This window comes from Lactiplantibacillus sp. ME-2 (assembly GCF_022549155.1).
GTDB classification, from domain to species: Bacteria; Bacillota; Bacilli; order Lactobacillales; family Lactobacillaceae; genus Lactiplantibacillus; species Lactiplantibacillus plantarum.
Genome location: NZ_JAKZEQ010000025.1, coordinates 1 through 15,831, shown reverse-complemented (window position 1 = coordinate 15,831; position 15,831 = coordinate 1). Strand labels below are relative to the sequence as shown.

21 protein-coding genes, 1 tRNA gene and 1 other annotated feature are annotated in these 15,831 nt (G+C 44.2%); of the genes, 4 read left to right on the top strand and 18 right to left on the bottom strand.

What is annotated here, in order from left to right:
* Nucleotides 1-12: 12 nt before the first annotated feature.
* The 17 genes from MMY95_RS09970 to MMY95_RS09890 form a co-directional block, all read right to left on the bottom strand.
* Nucleotides 13-642: an ABC transporter permease gene (locus MMY95_RS09970; protein WP_003644316.1), complete on the bottom strand. Its 630-nt coding sequence runs from the start codon at nt 640-642 to the stop codon at nt 13-15.
* Complete coding sequence (locus tag MMY95_RS09965; protein WP_003645157.1) at nt 639-1,823, bottom strand: betaine/proline/choline family ABC transporter ATP-binding protein; 1,185 nt, start codon at nt 1,821-1,823, stop codon at nt 639-641. The genes MMY95_RS09970 and MMY95_RS09965 overlap by 4 nt, the downstream gene beginning before the upstream one ends.
* A 377-nt stretch (nt 1,824-2,200) precedes the next feature.
* Nucleotides 2,201-3,895, bottom strand: a complete 1,695-nt coding sequence (recN, locus tag MMY95_RS09960; protein ID WP_003645158.1) for a DNA repair protein RecN — start codon at nt 3,893-3,895, stop codon at nt 2,201-2,203.
* A gap of 102 nt (nt 3,896-3,997) precedes the next feature.
* A complete protein-coding gene (locus MMY95_RS09955; RefSeq protein ID WP_003640354.1) occupies nt 3,998-4,456 on the bottom strand; it encodes an arginine repressor in 459 nt (152 codons plus the stop codon).
* Nucleotides 4,457-4,539: 83 nt separating this feature from the next.
* Nucleotides 4,540-5,358 (bottom strand): TlyA family rRNA (cytidine-2'-O)-methyltransferase, encoded by an 819-nt coding sequence (locus MMY95_RS09950; protein ID WP_003640353.1) that lies wholly within the window; start codon nt 5,356-5,358, stop codon nt 4,540-4,542.
* A 14-nt stretch (nt 5,359-5,372) separates the two neighbouring features.
* A complete protein-coding gene (locus tag MMY95_RS09945) occupies nt 5,373-6,263 on the bottom strand; it encodes a polyprenyl synthetase family protein (protein ID WP_011101471.1) in 891 nt (296 codons plus the stop codon).
* Nucleotides 6,256-6,486, bottom strand: coding sequence for an exodeoxyribonuclease VII small subunit (locus tag MMY95_RS09940; protein ID WP_003640351.1), 231 nt, complete (start codon nt 6,484-6,486; stop codon nt 6,256-6,258). Before MMY95_RS09940 ends, MMY95_RS09945 begins: the two co-directional genes overlap by 8 nt.
* Complete coding sequence (gene xseA, locus MMY95_RS09935; RefSeq protein WP_104795688.1) at nt 6,486-7,829, bottom strand: exodeoxyribonuclease VII large subunit; 1,344 nt, start codon at nt 7,827-7,829, stop codon at nt 6,486-6,488. Before xseA ends, MMY95_RS09940 begins: the two co-directional genes overlap by 1 nt.
* On the bottom strand, nt 7,822-8,682 hold the full coding sequence (locus tag MMY95_RS09930; protein WP_003645162.1) for a tetrahydrofolate dehydrogenase/cyclohydrolase catalytic domain-containing protein: 861 nt from the start codon (nt 8,680-8,682) through the stop codon (nt 7,822-7,824). The genes xseA and MMY95_RS09930 overlap by 8 nt, the downstream gene beginning before the upstream one ends.
* 146 nt (nt 8,683-8,828) lie before the next feature.
* On the bottom strand, nt 8,829-9,248 hold the full coding sequence (nusB, locus tag MMY95_RS09925; RefSeq protein WP_033608626.1) for a transcription antitermination factor NusB: 420 nt from the start codon (nt 9,246-9,248) through the stop codon (nt 8,829-8,831).
* Nucleotides 9,245-9,703, bottom strand: coding sequence for an Asp23/Gls24 family envelope stress response protein (locus MMY95_RS09920; protein WP_003640347.1), 459 nt, complete (start codon nt 9,701-9,703; stop codon nt 9,245-9,247). Before MMY95_RS09920 ends, nusB begins: the two co-directional genes overlap by 4 nt.
* Nucleotides 9,704-9,752: 49 nt before the next feature.
* The gene (efp, locus tag MMY95_RS09915; RefSeq protein ID WP_003640346.1) at nt 9,753-10,310 is read right to left on the bottom strand and encodes an elongation factor P; all 558 of its coding nucleotides are present in this window, start codon (nt 10,308-10,310) and stop codon (nt 9,753-9,755) included.
* A gap of 70 nt (nt 10,311-10,380) precedes the next feature.
* Nucleotides 10,381-11,442, bottom strand: a complete 1,062-nt coding sequence (locus tag MMY95_RS09910; protein WP_241277624.1) for an aminopeptidase P family protein — start codon at nt 11,440-11,442, stop codon at nt 10,381-10,383.
* A gap of 193 nt (nt 11,443-11,635) precedes the next feature.
* A complete protein-coding gene (gene rpmA / locus MMY95_RS09905; protein WP_003638594.1) occupies nt 11,636-11,914 on the bottom strand; it encodes a 50S ribosomal protein L27 in 279 nt (92 codons plus the stop codon).
* Between the two features lie 24 nt (nt 11,915-11,938).
* Nucleotides 11,939-12,274, bottom strand: a complete 336-nt coding sequence (locus MMY95_RS09900; protein ID WP_003640344.1) for a ribosomal-processing cysteine protease Prp — start codon at nt 12,272-12,274, stop codon at nt 11,939-11,941.
* Nucleotides 12,275-12,295: 21 nt separating this feature from the next.
* Nucleotides 12,296-12,604: a 50S ribosomal protein L21 gene (gene rplU / locus MMY95_RS09895; RefSeq protein ID WP_003640343.1), complete on the bottom strand. Its 309-nt coding sequence runs from the start codon at nt 12,602-12,604 to the stop codon at nt 12,296-12,298.
* 22 nt (nt 12,605-12,626) lie between these two features.
* Nucleotides 12,627-12,700: a sequence feature (ribosomal protein L21 leader region), on the bottom strand.
* Between the two features lie 61 nt (nt 12,701-12,761).
* Nucleotides 12,762-13,391, bottom strand: coding sequence for a TetR/AcrR family transcriptional regulator (locus MMY95_RS09890; protein WP_003645165.1), 630 nt, complete (start codon nt 13,389-13,391; stop codon nt 12,762-12,764).
* Nucleotides 13,392-13,794: 403 nt separating this feature from the next.
* On the opposite strand from MMY95_RS09890, the gene MMY95_RS09885 reads away from it, so the two are divergent.
* Nucleotides 13,795-13,950 carry a hypothetical protein gene (locus MMY95_RS09885; protein WP_003640341.1) on the top strand — a complete coding sequence of 52 codons (156 nt, stop codon included), beginning with the start codon at nt 13,795-13,797 and terminating at the stop codon, nt 13,948-13,950.
* 90 nt (nt 13,951-14,040) lie between these two features.
* Here MMY95_RS09885 and MMY95_RS15965 read toward each other — a convergent pair whose 3' ends face one another.
* Nucleotides 14,041-14,166, bottom strand: coding sequence for a hypothetical protein (locus tag MMY95_RS15965; protein ID WP_015380266.1), 126 nt, complete (start codon nt 14,164-14,166; stop codon nt 14,041-14,043).
* Between the two features lie 476 nt (nt 14,167-14,642).
* Here MMY95_RS15965 and MMY95_RS09880 point away from each other — a divergent pair.
* The 3 genes from MMY95_RS09880 to MMY95_RS09870 all read left to right on the top strand — a co-directional run bounded on the left by MMY95_RS09880 (nt 14,643) and on the right by MMY95_RS09870 (nt 15,743).
* A tRNA-Arg gene (locus MMY95_RS09880) sits at nt 14,643-14,716 on the top strand.
* A gap of 430 nt (nt 14,717-15,146) precedes the next feature.
* Nucleotides 15,147-15,347 (top strand): hypothetical protein, encoded by a 201-nt coding sequence (locus MMY95_RS09875; protein WP_003640338.1) that lies wholly within the window; start codon nt 15,147-15,149, stop codon nt 15,345-15,347.
* A gap of 57 nt (nt 15,348-15,404) precedes the next feature.
* A complete protein-coding gene (locus tag MMY95_RS09870) occupies nt 15,405-15,743 on the top strand; it encodes a hypothetical protein (protein ID WP_241277623.1) in 339 nt (112 codons plus the stop codon).
* The last annotated feature ends 88 nt before the right edge of the window (nt 15,744-15,831 follow it).

Sequence of the window (15,831 nt, the reverse complement as noted above, 5' to 3'; positions counted from 1 at the left end):
CTTTAATCCCCCTTACGCTTGTGTGGTTCTTGGGGTAACCGCTGCTTCTAGTTTACCCAACAGCCAATCAACGATGAGGGCTAAGATAATCACTGGAATCGAACCGCCTAAAATCAAGTCAGTTCGATAGAGGTTTAACCCATTAAAGATAAAGTCCCCAAGGCCACCGGCACCAATGTATGATGCTAACGCGGCCCAGGCAATAACGTACGTTGCGGATAATCGAATACCAGCCATAATAACTGGGGCTGCCATCGGTAACTCAACTTTAACAATTGACTGCCAACCGGTCATTCCCATTCCCTTAGCCGCATCGATCAAGGCCGGATCAACGTCTTCCAGTCCAAGATAGGTATTGCGGAGAATCGGTAATAAAGAATAGATGAACAGCGCAATGATAGCTGGAATTGCACCAATCCCGAAAAACGGGATCATCAATGCCAACAACGCCATCGCTGGGATCGTTTGTAACATACTAGCGATTGACATGACCACATTCGCAATCGGCTTCACCCGCGTAAGCAGAATTCCAATCGGAACCGCTACGATAATGCCTAAGAACAATGAAAACGCCGAAATATACAAGTGTTGCCACGTCTTAACCAGCAGCTGCATGCCGTAGTTTTGTAGGAAAGTTATCATGCCTGTTCACCGCCTTCAGCGGGCGCATCGTCCTCCCCATGATGAATATTATTTTCAGCTTCATCTTCGTCTTCATCACCCCAGAGAGCATCATAAACAATATCGACCAGGGTGGCCCGCGTTACAATTCCGACCAGGCGATGTTGTTCATCTACGACTGGAATGTTCTTCAAGCCGCGTTTCAAAATACGTTCGACCGTATCCCGAATCAATGAATTTGACTGAACATAGAACAAATCAGTCTTCATAATGTCGCCCACACTAGTAGCCGAGTTAAAGTTGTAATCAACGTCTTCAATGCCGATCACACCCTTCAAGATGCCGGCTTCATCGGTGACTAACAACGAGTCAACGCGTTTATCATGCATTTGTCGTAATGCGACCGTCAATGACTTTCCTGGTGTGGTGGCAATTGGGTCTTTCAACATCACTTGCCCAACAGTGGTAATACTTGGCCGTGCTTGAATCAAGCGATCCTTACCAATTAAGTTCTCAACGAATTCATTAGCTGGATGACGTAAGATACCGTCTGGCGTATCCACTTGCATAATGTCGCCACCATCCATGATTACGATTCGGGTCGCTAATTTTAACGCCTCATCCATATCATGGGTTACAAAGACGAACGTCTTACCTAAGCGTTCCTGCAAATCCTTAACGAGATCTTGCAAAGATTCACGGGTAATCGGGTCTAACGCCCCAAATGGTTCATCCATCAATACTAAATCTTGGTCTGCTGCTAACGCCCGAACAACCCCGATCCGTTGTTGTTGCCCACCGGAAAGCTCCGACGGGTACCGATCCAAGTAATCTTCTGGCAATTCCACCAGCTTGATCATCTTCTTAGCACGTTCATTCATTTTATCTTGGGGCCACTTTAGCAATCGTGGTACCAAAGTGATATTGTCTCGAATCGTCATATGGGGCATTAGCCCAATATTTTGAATCACATAACCGATTTGTCGCCGTAATTTAACCGGGTCAATCTGGCTAATATCCTTACCATTAAGTTTAATGGTACCGGAAGTCTGACTTAACATCCGATTAATCATCCGCATCGTGGTCGTTTTACCTGAACCAGACGTCCCGATGAAACAAACAAATTCACCTTTTTCGATTTCCAAATTAAAATCTTCAACGGCTACTTTGCCACCAGGATACGTTTTATTCAAATGTTCCATTGTCAGAAACAACCTCATCACTCCAATCATTTACTCAGTTTATTTCGTTGCCGAATAAACTGTACTGTAATTAAGCATAACTTATAACGAAAGCAAAATGCAAACGTCATGACATGTAAACTGAACATTTTATCGTTTTAACGGTATATTTTTGTAGTCGGAGCTTCAGATTACCCACCCACTACCAACCAGCCCGACAGTTCATTAAAACGTGTCCGTTGACCCATATTTCGTCTATTTGCGTTTTATATTGTAAAGAATTATCGTCGCCTTGGCAATAATACCGAAACCTCACTCGACACTATCGTCACTAATTAACACCATCAAAAAAGGACCGACCATAGTTGTCCGTCCCTTGTGGTACCGATCAATTAAGCTTAATCATCTTTTTCCTCATCGGCCAGTCGCAATAACTCTTCCGCATGTTCAAGCGATAACTTAGTGACTTTAGTTCCCGCCAACATGCGTGCCAGTTCTTGAACCCGGGCCGCATTATCCAGCTTAGTCACACTCGTTTTCGTGCGTTTACCAGTAATCTTCTTGGCAATGAAGTAGTGGTGATCACTCATCGCCGCAACCTGTGGCAAATGGGTAATACAGAGCACTTGTGAAAAGTGTGCAATACCATTGATTTTCTCAGCAATCGCTTGAGCAACCCGACCGCTAACGCCCGTATCAACTTCGTCAAAAATGATACTGGTAATTCCCTGTGATTCAGAAAAAATGGTTTTCAAAGCCAGCATCATCCGTGAGAGTTCCCCACCAGACGCAATTTTAGCCAATGGGCGCATGCGCTCACCAGGATTAGTCTGAATATAAAATTCAACACTGTCCAGACCACTCCGATAGATCTGACCCTTAGTCGGTTTGAATCGTACTTCAAAGATTGCCTTATCCATATACAGATCTTTGAGTTCTTGATGGATCTGTCGTTGTAACACTTTCGCCGCAGCCCGCCGTTTATCGGACAACGCTTCGCCCGTCGTAAGTAGTTGTTGTTTCAGATCGGCGACCCGCTGGGCCAAATCTTCACTATTTTCTTCAGAGTCAGTCATCTTGGCTAACTCAGCCGCGATTTTTTGGTAATAATCTAAGATTTGTTGTTCAGAGTCCCCATACTTACGTTTTAACTGGGCCAAAACGTCCAGCCGCTGTTCGATTTCATCCAAGCGACCCTCGTCGAATTCTTGCAAATCGAGCTGATTAGAAATCTGACCGGCCGCGTCCTGCAGCCCATAAAAGGCATTTTTGACATTCACGGTAATCTCATTAAAGGCGGGGTCCAAATTAGCAATCGGTTCTAGTGCATTCATCGCCGTACCGACCATATCAACCGCACCAGTCGTCTCCTCACCTGCAGCTAACAATGTGTAACTCTGTTGAAGCGCTTGATTGATCATTTGGTAATTATCCAAGCGGTCACGTTCCGCAGTTAAACTGGCCTCTTCACCCACTTTGACTTGTGCTGCTGCGATTTCGTCCACTTGAAAGTTCAGCATATCTAAGCGTTGAGCCCACTCTTTTTCATTCGCATTCTTTTGCCGCAGTTCACGGTTTAACTGCTGATAACGATCATACTGTTGCTGGTAACGCTGCTTCAATTTACGAATTTTAGCGGTGGCAAACTCGTCCAGCAATCCCAGGTGTTTTTCAGGTTGCATCAACTCTTGATGTTCATTCTGACCATGAATATCAACAATTGTTTCACCAATCTGTTTCAAAGTCGTCGTATTGACCAGCATACCATTGATGCGACATGTATTACGGCCACTTTTAGTAATCTCGCGCTGTAGAATGACGGTATTATCCGCATGTTCGATCCCCGCTTCGTCCAACAATTGGGCCGTCACGCCGTCAGCCGGCAAAATAAACATGCCTTGCAAAACGGCTTTATCAGCACCGGTCCGAATAAACTCTGCCGAGCCGCGGCCACCCGCTAATAAACCGACTGCATCAATAATAATTGACTTACCAGCACCGGTCTCACCAGTTAAAACCGTCATGCCGGCTTCAAAAGCAATGTCTAAGTGTTCGATAATTGCAAAGTTCGTAATTGATAATTCTTGTAACACTGCAAGCCCTCCTTAAAAGCAATTGGTTACCAGCATCCGTTAGTTAATTTTGAAAAAAAGCGACCTGACACACATGTGAGCAGGTCGAAGATAGCTTACTAATTAGTGATCACTCAGTAAGCGTTGAATTTTTTGTTGTAGCTCTAAAGTCATCGCTAACGACTTGCAAATAATCAGAACATGAGCATCATCGCCTAGCGTTCCAAAAATTTCGTCATAATGCATTGCTTCAATCAACGTTGCTAGTGCTGGTCCGTTACCCGGCAACACCTTGATGAGGACAAATTTATCCTGAGTCGCATACGAGACATAAGCATCTTTCAGTGTCCGCTTGAGCTTTTTCTCCGTATCCATTTGTTTCTGAACTGGCATACTATAGTGGTAACCGCCCGTTGCCGAGGGAACCTTGACCAGCTGCATATCTTTAATATCGCGCGAAATGGTTGCCTGTGTCACGTCAATATCTTCAGCACGTAACAGCTTGACAAAGTCTTCTTGACGTTCAATTTCGTTCGAACTCAATAATCGTTTAATGTAGCGTTGGCGCTCTTGCTTCTTCACCCGATCACCCCCGGTAGCTATTCATACTTATTTAAACACATCATAAGCCAAAATGCATAAATATGAAAGTCCGGATTTCAATTTTAAGCTTGATTTAATTGTTCATAAGCGGCCGCCTGAGTTTTTTCAATCGACACAGTCGGCGCAATCCGTGGTGTTTCATCGGTAGCTTGTAAATGAATTAGAAACTCAATATTACCTTCACCACCCTTGATTGGTGAATAATCAAGCCCTAGAACGTTATAACCATTCGCTTGCGCAAATTCCACGATATCTGTCAACACCGCCTGATGAACAGCAGGATCACGGACAATTCCGTGTTTGCCGACATTCTCACGGCCAGCCTCAAATTGTGGCTTGATTAGAGCAACGACTGAACCACCGTTTTCAATAATCGCGTGTAATGGGGGCAAAATTAAGTGTAGTGAAATAAATGAAACGTCGATGGACGCGAAGTTAGGTTGCCCCTGCGTGAAATCTGCCAGTTTACTATACCGAAAGTTAGTATGTTCCATCACAACCACGCGCGGATCTTGGCGTAACTTCCAGACCAACTGATTACTACCGACATCCAAGGCGTAACTCATTTTTGCCCCATTTTGTAAAACCACGTCGGTAAAACCACCAGTCGACGAGCCAATATCTAGGACCGTTTTGTCGGTCACGTCAATTTCAAAACTTTTGAGTGCTTTTTCAAGTTTGAGACCGCCACGTGAAACGTAGGGCATCGGTTTGCCTTTCAAATGTAATTCAGTTGCCACTGGGATCTTCATGCCCGGCTTATCTAAGCGTTCTTCGTTGACACCTAAGATTTCACCGGCCATTACGGCACGCTTAGCCTTTTCGCGGGTATCAAATAATCCTTGTTGTACTAATAATACGTCAACTCGTTCTTTTTCCATCTAAATTTAAGTCCTTAATCTGTAAAATACGTTAGAAAAGCTGCAAGCAAGCCCATGCCTCGTTGACTAGCAGCACTAGCTTTTACTAACGCCGTTTGAGCAGCTGTTACCGCTTGTTCTAACGCTGTTCGTGCGCCTGCAAGCCCCAGCAAACCTGGATACGTATTCTTATGCTCATCGGCATCCTTATGCGTAGCTTTTCCTAACTGAGCAGGCGTACTCGTCACGTCTAAAATATCATCGTAAATTTGAAACGCCAATCCATAGGCATCAGCATATTGTAATAGCAATTCCTGCACGGTTGGTTGCACTTGAGCTTGAATCAACCCTGCCTGGACAGCGTAGTGAATTAACGCCCCCGTCTTCTCGCGATGCAGCTGTTGTAAGGCTGGCAAAGCCAGATGTTGTCCCGCTCCAAGGACATCAGCAACTTGACCAGCCACCATCCCGCGAGGTCCGGTGGCCTGCGCTAATGCTAAGGTTTGATTAGCGACGATCGATGCCGGTAACCCACTATCCGCAATCCATTCGAAAGTCAACGGTTGTAAAGCATCCCCTGCAAGAATGGCAACGTCTTCCCCAAACTTAACATGGTTAGTCGGTTCGCCACGTCGTAGCTGATCATTATCCATCGCCGGTAAATCATCGTGAATTAGCGAATAAGTATGCATCAACTCAACGGCCACACTTGCCCGCAAGTTTGCAGCCGTCGTTGTGATATCAAAAGTATCTAAAATGGCTAACGTCAATAACGGCCGTAACCGTTTGCCACCTGCTAGTACCGAATAACGCATGGCGTCAGTCAGGGTTGATTGGTCAGAACACGCTTGAAGCTGCTCATCTAAATACTGATTAATCTGAGGACGCCACTTGGATTCAAATTCAGTTAATAATTGCTTATTCATTGGCGTCAGCTTGCTCAAATGGAACTTCGTCGCCATTTTCATTCATCATCTTAGTGAGCGTCTTTTCAGCACCTTCAAGGGTTGCTTGCAACTGCTTGCTAAGTGCCACGCCCTTTTGAAATTGATCCAAGGCTTGTTCTAAAGGGACATCGCCTTGTTCTAATTGATTAACGATCGTCTCTAATTGTGATAAATTCTGTTCAAAAGTTGGTTGTTCAGCCATTATTTTCCTCCATCAATCTTCGTAATCTGTGCCTGAGCCTCACCATCAGCCATGTGAATTGCAACCGTTTGTTCTGGCTGCAATTGTTTGACCCCGTGAACCACCTGTTCATCCGCCGTCACAAAGGCGTAACCACGCGTCATGATTTTAAGCGGACTAAGTAGATCCAACGATTGGACGGTCTGCGTCAGTTGTTGCCGTTTTTGCCGCACGACTAACTGGGTACCCCGATTCAGCCGTTGCTGCAAGTTAAGCAGTTGCGTTTGTGCCTGGCGAACTTGGTGAATCGGCGTTTGCTGTCGTAATTGTTGAAAAACACGCTGGTAGTGCTGGCTTGCCAGATTAAAGTTATTTTGACCAGCCTGTTTAAGTCGCTCATTTAAGAAGTCTAACTTCTGCAAATACCCTTCGTACAAGCGGTTCGGCTGAATAAACACGTACGACGTTTGTAATTTATTAAGTCGTTGTCGATCGCGTTGAACGAAATTCTGAAATGCATTGAACACGCGGGTCTGGTCTTGCTTTAATTGTAATAAAACATCGTTATATACTGGTACCGCTAATTCGGCAGCCGCAGTTGGGGTGGCCGCCCGCACATCTGCGACTAAGTCAGCAATTGTCGTATCCGTTTCATGACCCACGGATGAAATAACTGGCAGTTGACTCTGTGCGATTGCACGCGCAACCACTTCTTCGTTGAATGGCCACAGATCTTCGATTGAACCACCACCACGCCCAATAATTAATGTATCAAAATCACCTTGCGCATTGGCACGTTCGATCTGCCGACTAATTTCGGCCGCAGCCGCATCACCTTGAACTTGAGATGGAAACAAAACGATCTGCGCAATCGGAAAACGGCGCCGAGTAGTCGTGATAATATCGCGAATCACTGCGCCACTGCGACTAGTGACCACTGCAATTCGCCTTGGAAAGCGCGGAAGCGGCTTTTTGGGTGCACTAAACAAGCCCTCAGCCGCTAATTTCTTTTTAAGTTGTTCGTAGGCTTGATACAACGCACCCACGCCGTCTGGTTCCATGCGTTCCACATAAATCTGGTAACTACCACTGGGCTCATACAGACCAATCCGGCCCACGACCAGAACCTTCATACCTTCTTCAGGCTGAAATTTGACCTTGGCAAACGCCGACTTGAACATAATGGCTGAAATCTTGGCATGGTCATCTTTCAAACTGAAATATTGATGCGTATTAGGCCGGGGACGATAATTAGAAACTTCCCCCGTTAGGTACACTTTACCTAAATATGGATCAACCTCGAATTTACGTTTTAAATACTGAGTTAAAGCTGTCACTGTCAAATATTGTTGACCTTCACTCACTTACATCACTCCACTTTGCAAGTTCCACCGTTGTCTGCATCAAGGTGGCAATCGTCATTGGACCCACACCACCAGGAACGGGCGTAATCAACCCTGCGATGCCTTGAGCAGAATCAAAATCGACGTCACCCACTAGTTTACCATTTTCATCACGATCCATGCCAACATCAATGACCGTCGCGCCTGGTTTGATATCAGCACCAGTGATCAGGTGTGCAATCCCCGTTGCAACCACCAAGATATCCGCCGTCCGGGCGACCGCCTTTAGGTCAGCTGTTTTACTATGTGCAATCGTTACAGTTGCGTTAGCATTTGTTAACAAAGCGGCCATCGGCTTACCAACAATGGTACTCCGACCAATAACAACCGCCGTTTTACCAGCCGGATCAACCCCATAGTCAGCCAACATCGTCATAATACCGCGAGGCGTATTTGCTACAGGATAATTACCTGGAAAATTGGTGATCAACTTACCAACGTTCGTCGGGTGAAAACCATCGACGTCCTTTTTAGGATCAATGGCCATCGTGATCAATGGTTCATTAATTTGGGCTGGTAGTGGCGACTGCACCAAGATGCCATGAATGCTGTCATCCGCATTGTATGCCGCAATAATGGCTAACAGTTCGTCCTGACTAGTAGTCGCTGGCAACTGCCGCACCACGGAGTGCATCCCCAACTTAGTGGCTTTACGATTCTTATTTCGAACATAGATTTGACTGGCTGCATCGTCCCCAACAATAATTACAGCAATCCCTGGTTGAATTCCCTGAGCAGCCAATTCCGCTACTGCCGTTGCCGTCTGCGCGTTAACTTTCTTAGCTACTGCCTTACCATCAATAATCTTCGTCACAAGTGCCACACTCCTCTTTCTCTGTCTGGTCTTATTTTAGCATATTCACCACAATGATTTATGACCGGTTTACTAATAAGTTATTAAAAAAAGTCTGGCAAATCGCCAGACTTTTACGGTAGAACATAAGATTGTTCGGTTTTAGACTAATTGGCTTGGTTTTTAACCACTTTACCAAGCACCCCGCTAACGAATTTCCGAGAGCGGTCATCACTGAACGCCTTTGTCAATTCAATTGCTTCATTAACCGCGACCTTAGTTGGAACGTCGTCAACAAATTGCAATTCAAAGAACGCGATGCGTAAGATAATCAAATCGGTCTTAGCCAGTCGGTCCAACGACCACTTCTGACTTAAATAAGGCTGAATTTGAGCGTCTAATTCAGCTTGATGTTCACGAACACCAGTTACTAACGTACTTAAATATGCGGGAATTTCAACTGCATCCGCTTCTTCAGGGTTGAGTAACTGTTGGAACAACTGATTTTCATCAGCGTCTGGGTTAGCATTCAACGCGAATAAAGCTTGAAATGCTTTTTCCCGGATTTCATGACGCGTTAAACTCACGATTCTTCACCATCTTCATTTTCATCGGTCTGGGTATCTTCATCACCAAACAAGTTGTTTGGATCAATGGCACTTTCAGTCTTCTCAGTCACGATACCAGTGATGTGGACATTGACTTCACTTAAGGCGAGGTCGGTCATAAATAAGATTTGTTGCTTGACCTTATCTTGAATCGCTAAAGCGACTTTTGGTACCGAAACACCATAGTCCAAGTATGCGAACACATCAACACTAATCTGATCATCGACGATTGTTAACTTGACACCCTTACCAAGATTCTTCTTGCGACCGAACAACTCATTTACACTGGAAGAAATCGTCCCTTGCATCCGGTTAACGCCATCAATTTGACTTACCGCTATACCAACGATTATTTCAAGCACTTCTGGTGCAATTTGAATTTGTCCTAAGCTGGGTTCTTTGCTTTGTAACGTAATATTGCTACTGTCAGCCATTTTGACATTCCTCCAATTCCATGTTTGCCGGTATTAGTTTTTCTAAAAATTAAGCCCGTGAAACGTAAGTGGAGTCAACGGTGTTAACGATCAGCTTGTCACCGGCCTTAACGAAGAATGGTACCTGAATAATTGCACCAGTTTCCAACGTAGCTGGCTTGGAGCCACCGGAAGCGGTATCACCCTTAATCCCTGGTTCAGTTTCAGCAACTTCCAAAGTAACCGTGTTTGGCAAATCGATTCCCAACACTTCACCCTTATAAAGCGTTACTTGAACTTCCATGTTTTCCTTCAAGAACTTCAATTCGTCTTGAATGTGGTCGCCAGGAATTTCAATTTGTTCATAAGTTTCCGTATTCATGAAGACATAGCTGTCACCATCGGCATAAAGGTATTGCATCGTACTCTTTTCAATTGGCGCTTGTTCCATCCGCGCACCGGCACGGAAAGTCTTGTCTTGAACGGCTCCTGTCCGTAAGTTCTTAAGCTTTGAACGAACAAACGCGCCACCCTTACCAGGCTTAACGTGCTGGAATTCCACGATGCGCCAAATTGCATTGTCTACTTCAATCGTCAAACCATTTTTAAAATCTGCAGTTGAAATCATTTTTAAAAATCCTCCTCAAATATATCTTTATAACTATAACAAGACCGAGCCGCTGTGGCAACTGTCTTAACTATAAAATCAGTAAATCACGAGTTGCAGTCGTCAGTCGTTCATGGCCCTCAGCAGTCACTAAGACATCATCTTCGATCCGCATTCCGCCTAAATCTGGGAAATATACCCCGGGTTCAACAGTAATCACACTGTTTGCAGCTAAGGTGCCAGTCGTGTTTTTTGAGATCAACGGGCCTTCATGAATGGCAAGACCAATGCCGTGACCCATACCATGATTGAAGGCGTCACCATAGCCCGCTTTTGTCAGCAAATCGCGGCCAACTGCATCCAGTTGAGCAGTGGCTGCTCCTGCTTGGACCTGATCGATCACAGCCTGTTGAGCGGCCTGCACCGCCTGGTAGGCCGTAACCAACTTATCATCCGGAGTACCTAAAGCAAACGTCCGTGTCATATCTGACGTGTACCCGTCCAAAAAGTAACCAAAATCAAGAGTAACAAGTTGCCCGGCCGTCAAGAGTGCTTTAGAAGCCGTCCCATGTGGCAAAGCCGCTCGTGCACCACCAAGTACGATTGTCGTGAACGACGGCCCACTTGCACCGTGCGTCCGCATAAACGCGTCTAACAGGTTGCTAACGTCGATTTCACGCATGCCTGGTCGCACGATACTCGTTACGTATTCGAAACCAGCATCCGCCAAACGTGCACTCGCTCGTAGCCGGTCAATCTCATCAACACTCTTGGTGATGCGCAACTCATCGACCACGTCTGGTAACGCAACCAAATCACTGACCAAGTTCTCATCTAAGTAACTGTAGGCTGTATATGGAATCTCGGCCTCGAAGCCCATGACCCCAGTACCGGTTTTGGCAATAATATCACAAACGGCCCCCAGATAATCACGTGTAATGACTAGGTGCTGGTCATCATAGTGACCGGCAAAAGCTGTCTGATAACGGGCATCCGTAATCAGATAGGCTTCCTGTGCCAGTACTAGCAGATAACCATCGCCGGCCATATCAGCCATTCCTGTTAAATATTGAAGATTAGCTCCATCTGAAACTAAAAACGCATCAATTTTTAACTGATCAAACTTATTTTGTAACCGTTCAACTCGACTCATTATTTCGTCACTCCCATCATTACCTCACGCTTCATTATACCAAACTTTCCAAAAACTGAAGGTAATGATTTATTGAAGGCCATTCGTCAATCAATTACGTTTACGGCTAAGCGGCCCGTGAACCAATAATAGTCGCAGGTATCCCTAGATTGCTTCACAAAAAAAGAGCCTCCCTGCAGAGGCTCTTCAAAAATTATTTTGCTGGGTAAACAGATACTTGGCGCTTGTCGCGACCTTTGCGTTCAAAACGAACGACACCGTCAGCCATTGCAAATAATGTATCGTCGCCACCACGGCCAACGTTTACACCTGGGTAAATATGGGTTCCGCGTTGACGATAAAGAATGTTACCATTCTTAACAGTTTGGCCGTCAGCCCGCTTAGCGCCTAAACGCCGACCAGCTGAATCCCGACCGTTGGCAGTTGAACCGCCACCTTTATGGTGAGAGAAGAATTGCAAGTTCATTAACATAGTAAAGTCCACCTCCGAATGTGGTTATCGTGTTTGTTCACGAACTCGGATGTAATCTCCGTAATTCGTGGCCACATCGTTCAAACCAAGTGTGAAACTTTCAAGTAAGGTTTGTAATTGTGTGTTCGCCAAGTCCAGCTTAGTGAAATCTGCAATTAATAGCCCACCATTGGTTTCATCACTTTGTACTACGGGTTGCAAGCGGGCAACTTGTTCAATCCCATTGATTGTACTAATTGCTAACACCGAAACCGCTGCACAAACGATGTCTTGTCCATAAGCACCTGAATCAGCATGTCCCGTCAACTTAAAAGCGGTCACTTGACCGGTCGCATTACGAGAAATGGTTGCCTGAATCATAAAGAATGCCTACTTTCTTAATTATGCATTAATTGTGTCGATCGTTACCTTAGTGTATGGTTGGCGATGACCCTTCTTAGTATGTTGGCCCTTCTTGGCCTTGTACTTGAAAGTAACCACTTTACGGTCACGGCCTTGCTTTTCAACAGTACCTTCAACCGTCGCACCATCAACAGTCGGCGTTCCAACCTTAGTTGTGTCACCACCAACAAAGACTACTTGATCAAAAGTAACCTTGTCGCCAGCAGCAGCGTCAAGTTTTTCAACGTAAATTGCTTGGCCTGCTTCAACTTTATATTGTTTACCACCAGTTACAATAATTGCGTACACGTTTGTGCACCTCCTTAAATTATAAATCACTTAGACTCGCCGAATGTAAGTGCCATTGCTGAACTTAAGACTCAATCCGTGCGGTTGTAGCTGTAGAAGTCCACAAATACAACAGGAAAATATTATCAAATTTTTTCATAATAGTCAAGGATTGATTTCACTTCACAAAAAAGTCCGTGAAACTAATGCTCCCTACCGTCATCAAATGGTGCATTTTTTTAATACACTTGGTTAAGTAATGTGGCGTGTAGATCATATCATTAGCTAACCAATCAGTAATCAGGCCGACTGTCGCAGAAACGTAATACGCGATTTGAATGCTGACCGGTACTTCCAAATCAGCAAATTGATCCTGAAAATCACGGTGAAATTTCGTCATCCACGTCGTCATCTGCTGATTGATCCGTTGATTGACCGCTAACTGGCGCTGATCTAACAATAGCGTCTCAAAGGCTTCCGCGTGCTGACTGATGTAACCGAGTGCCTTTGATAAGGAAAAAACATGCACCCGCTGTAACGGGTCAGCCGGATTGGTCATAATATCACCCACTGAAACCGTCACGATGGCCGTTTCAAACAATTCACTTACCAAGTCATCTAGGGCCTGATCAACAAATGCTGGCTTGTCTTTATAGTGGAGATAAAATGTTCCGCGGGTAACTGCTGCCGTACTAGTCAGTTTTTGCACGGAAATGTTATCGACTGTTTCTGTCTGTAATAGTGTAATTAATGCTTGTCGCAAGCGCCGCCGAGTTTTATCGACACGCGGATCAACTTCATGACTCATATCTGCTCCCTACTTTCATTTCATAATTAATATAACATTAATTACTAAGAGCGTCTAACAGATGATAATCAGCCGGACAAATAGTTAGATTACGTCTAAGATGGTTCTCAGTGATCTATCTGGCCCATTCATTCGACTGACACATGATTGATATGGGGCTCACCTACCTGCCACTATCATACTAGCTGGTTAGTCCTTACATGCCTTAGCATCAATTCAAAGCTAAATTGATCTTTAGAAACGCTGTAAAGGATTTTATCTTGACAACCGACCGAAATAACCGTTATACTAATAATGCAATTTTTGGGAAAAGTCTGGCTTTTCCTGTTAATTCGGTTGCAATGTACACTATTCTTGTTTAATATAGTCGTTATTGGACTAATCAAAGGAGGGACATACTCTTATGACTGTTGTTGCAAAACCATATAACACATGGGCATCACGTCGGCCAGTTGCTGGGAAGCAAAAGCGCATTCGTCGCGAAAAAGAAGTTGCTGCTATCCAACGTTGGGCTGCCGGCAAGACTGACACCATCGAAAAAACACCAAAAATCAAGTAATTAAAAAAGAACTGCTCATCTTGAATGAGCAGTTCTTTTTTAATTACTTGATTTTATAATGCCAATGTGCAAGATAAGAACTCCCGTTGACTAACGGTCATTACGGGAAGCAGTGAAATGCTTACTGCTTGCATTTTCTTTGGCAACAAAGTTTGAATAATATTGAATGCCACCAGCGATGGCGATGATCCCGACGATTGCAAATACTGAACCCATAAGAATTCTCCTTCCTTGTTACATGATTATTATCGTTTTGTTACAGTAACATTTCAAGCGAAATAAACTATTTTAGTCAGTTTTGTTAATTTCTTTATCTTTTCTTAAGTATTTTAGGAGATATTGGTTCTTCGCCGTCGCCATTTAACAACCCCGTCTTGCAAAAATTAAATTAATGATGACCGGACTTAGTTACCGCTATTACAGCGTTTATATTGTGTCGTTCTTCAAGCATTAATTGGTATTCATGAAAACAATTTCCTCGTTCACCAGGCTAACTTCATTTTTGACTTTCACCATAATGACCAATTATCTCAGCAAAATGTGCTTACTGTAATTTAGTGCTTTTTCATTACAAATATTACATTTTTACATCATTCTGCTTACTCACGCCTTTTTTAACTGCTGCACATCGGTGAAAAATTAAATAAAAATTGACACTCTCCAGCTTCTTAACTATAATTAATCTTGTTGTTGTCACGGTAGCTCAACTGGATAGAGCATCCGCCTTCTAAGCGGAGGGTTGTGAGTTCAAGTCTCACTCGTGACATACCATCGATTCGGACCTGCCATTTTAAAATAGAGAAGCTTGTTAAACCAACGTTTAGCAAACTTCTCTATTTTTGGTTTCTAATAAATTTCGGCAGCCAAATCGTATTCGTGCTTATTAAATCAGCCAATTGACGGCATAGATATTAAAAAGGTCAACAACTACCTAAACTGAGCATCCACATAAAAAAACAAAAGTATTAGGTTCACAGCTTGTATGAGTGAAAGAGCATTTGCCGCATTGGACAATATCACCCTATTACCTAAAAATTGCATTCTATCCAATTAATTTGGTGGAAGACAAACTGAAAATATCAAAATTGTAACAGTCGTCGTTTATAATACCAATTTACAATCAAGACACCGTCCAATCCACCACAACCTTGGTGTAGTACAATCAACGTATCTAATACTGTCTGGGGGAATCAACAATGCTTTTACGCCATGGCTTAACCAGTAACATTTATCTGAACGATTACTTAACGTTTATTCAGCAAGGGCGTGACACCTTTGAATTTCATCATAACTTATTAGTCGCACAGCACCATTACCACCTAGTCATCAACGCCCACCACGCCTTTAACGCTTTCTACGCTGAACAGAAGCGGCTGGCCGAGCAGCTGATGGACTAAATCAATTCTCGCATCCCATCCTAATAGTGCGTATAATATGTTTTGAGGTGAAACATATTGAAACTTGAAGCAATTGCCGGAAATATCACGCATGCCATCAAAGATCGTTCAACTGACGGGCCCTACGTACTCGCGGTCGAGTTTACGGACAAAGCCACCAAGGGAAAGTCAGCCACTGGTTGTGTCATCGTCCGGATGCCAGATCACCAGCACTATACGATCACCAGCAATGACTTTCGGTATATGGATGCGGGCAAAGATACTTTAGCTGAGGAACTCGGGGCCTTCTTTGAATGCGACGATGATCTTGATCAACGACAAACATTGATCGACCAAGTTAATGACTTAGTTGCACAAGACGCCGATAACGACGCGCAATTAATGACAGAGGCTTAAAAAATAACCTAGTTACGTGATCAAATCGCGCAATGAGGTGTACCCCAAAAGTTAAAGTAAATATTTGCTTGTCTTTCCTAGGCGGCAC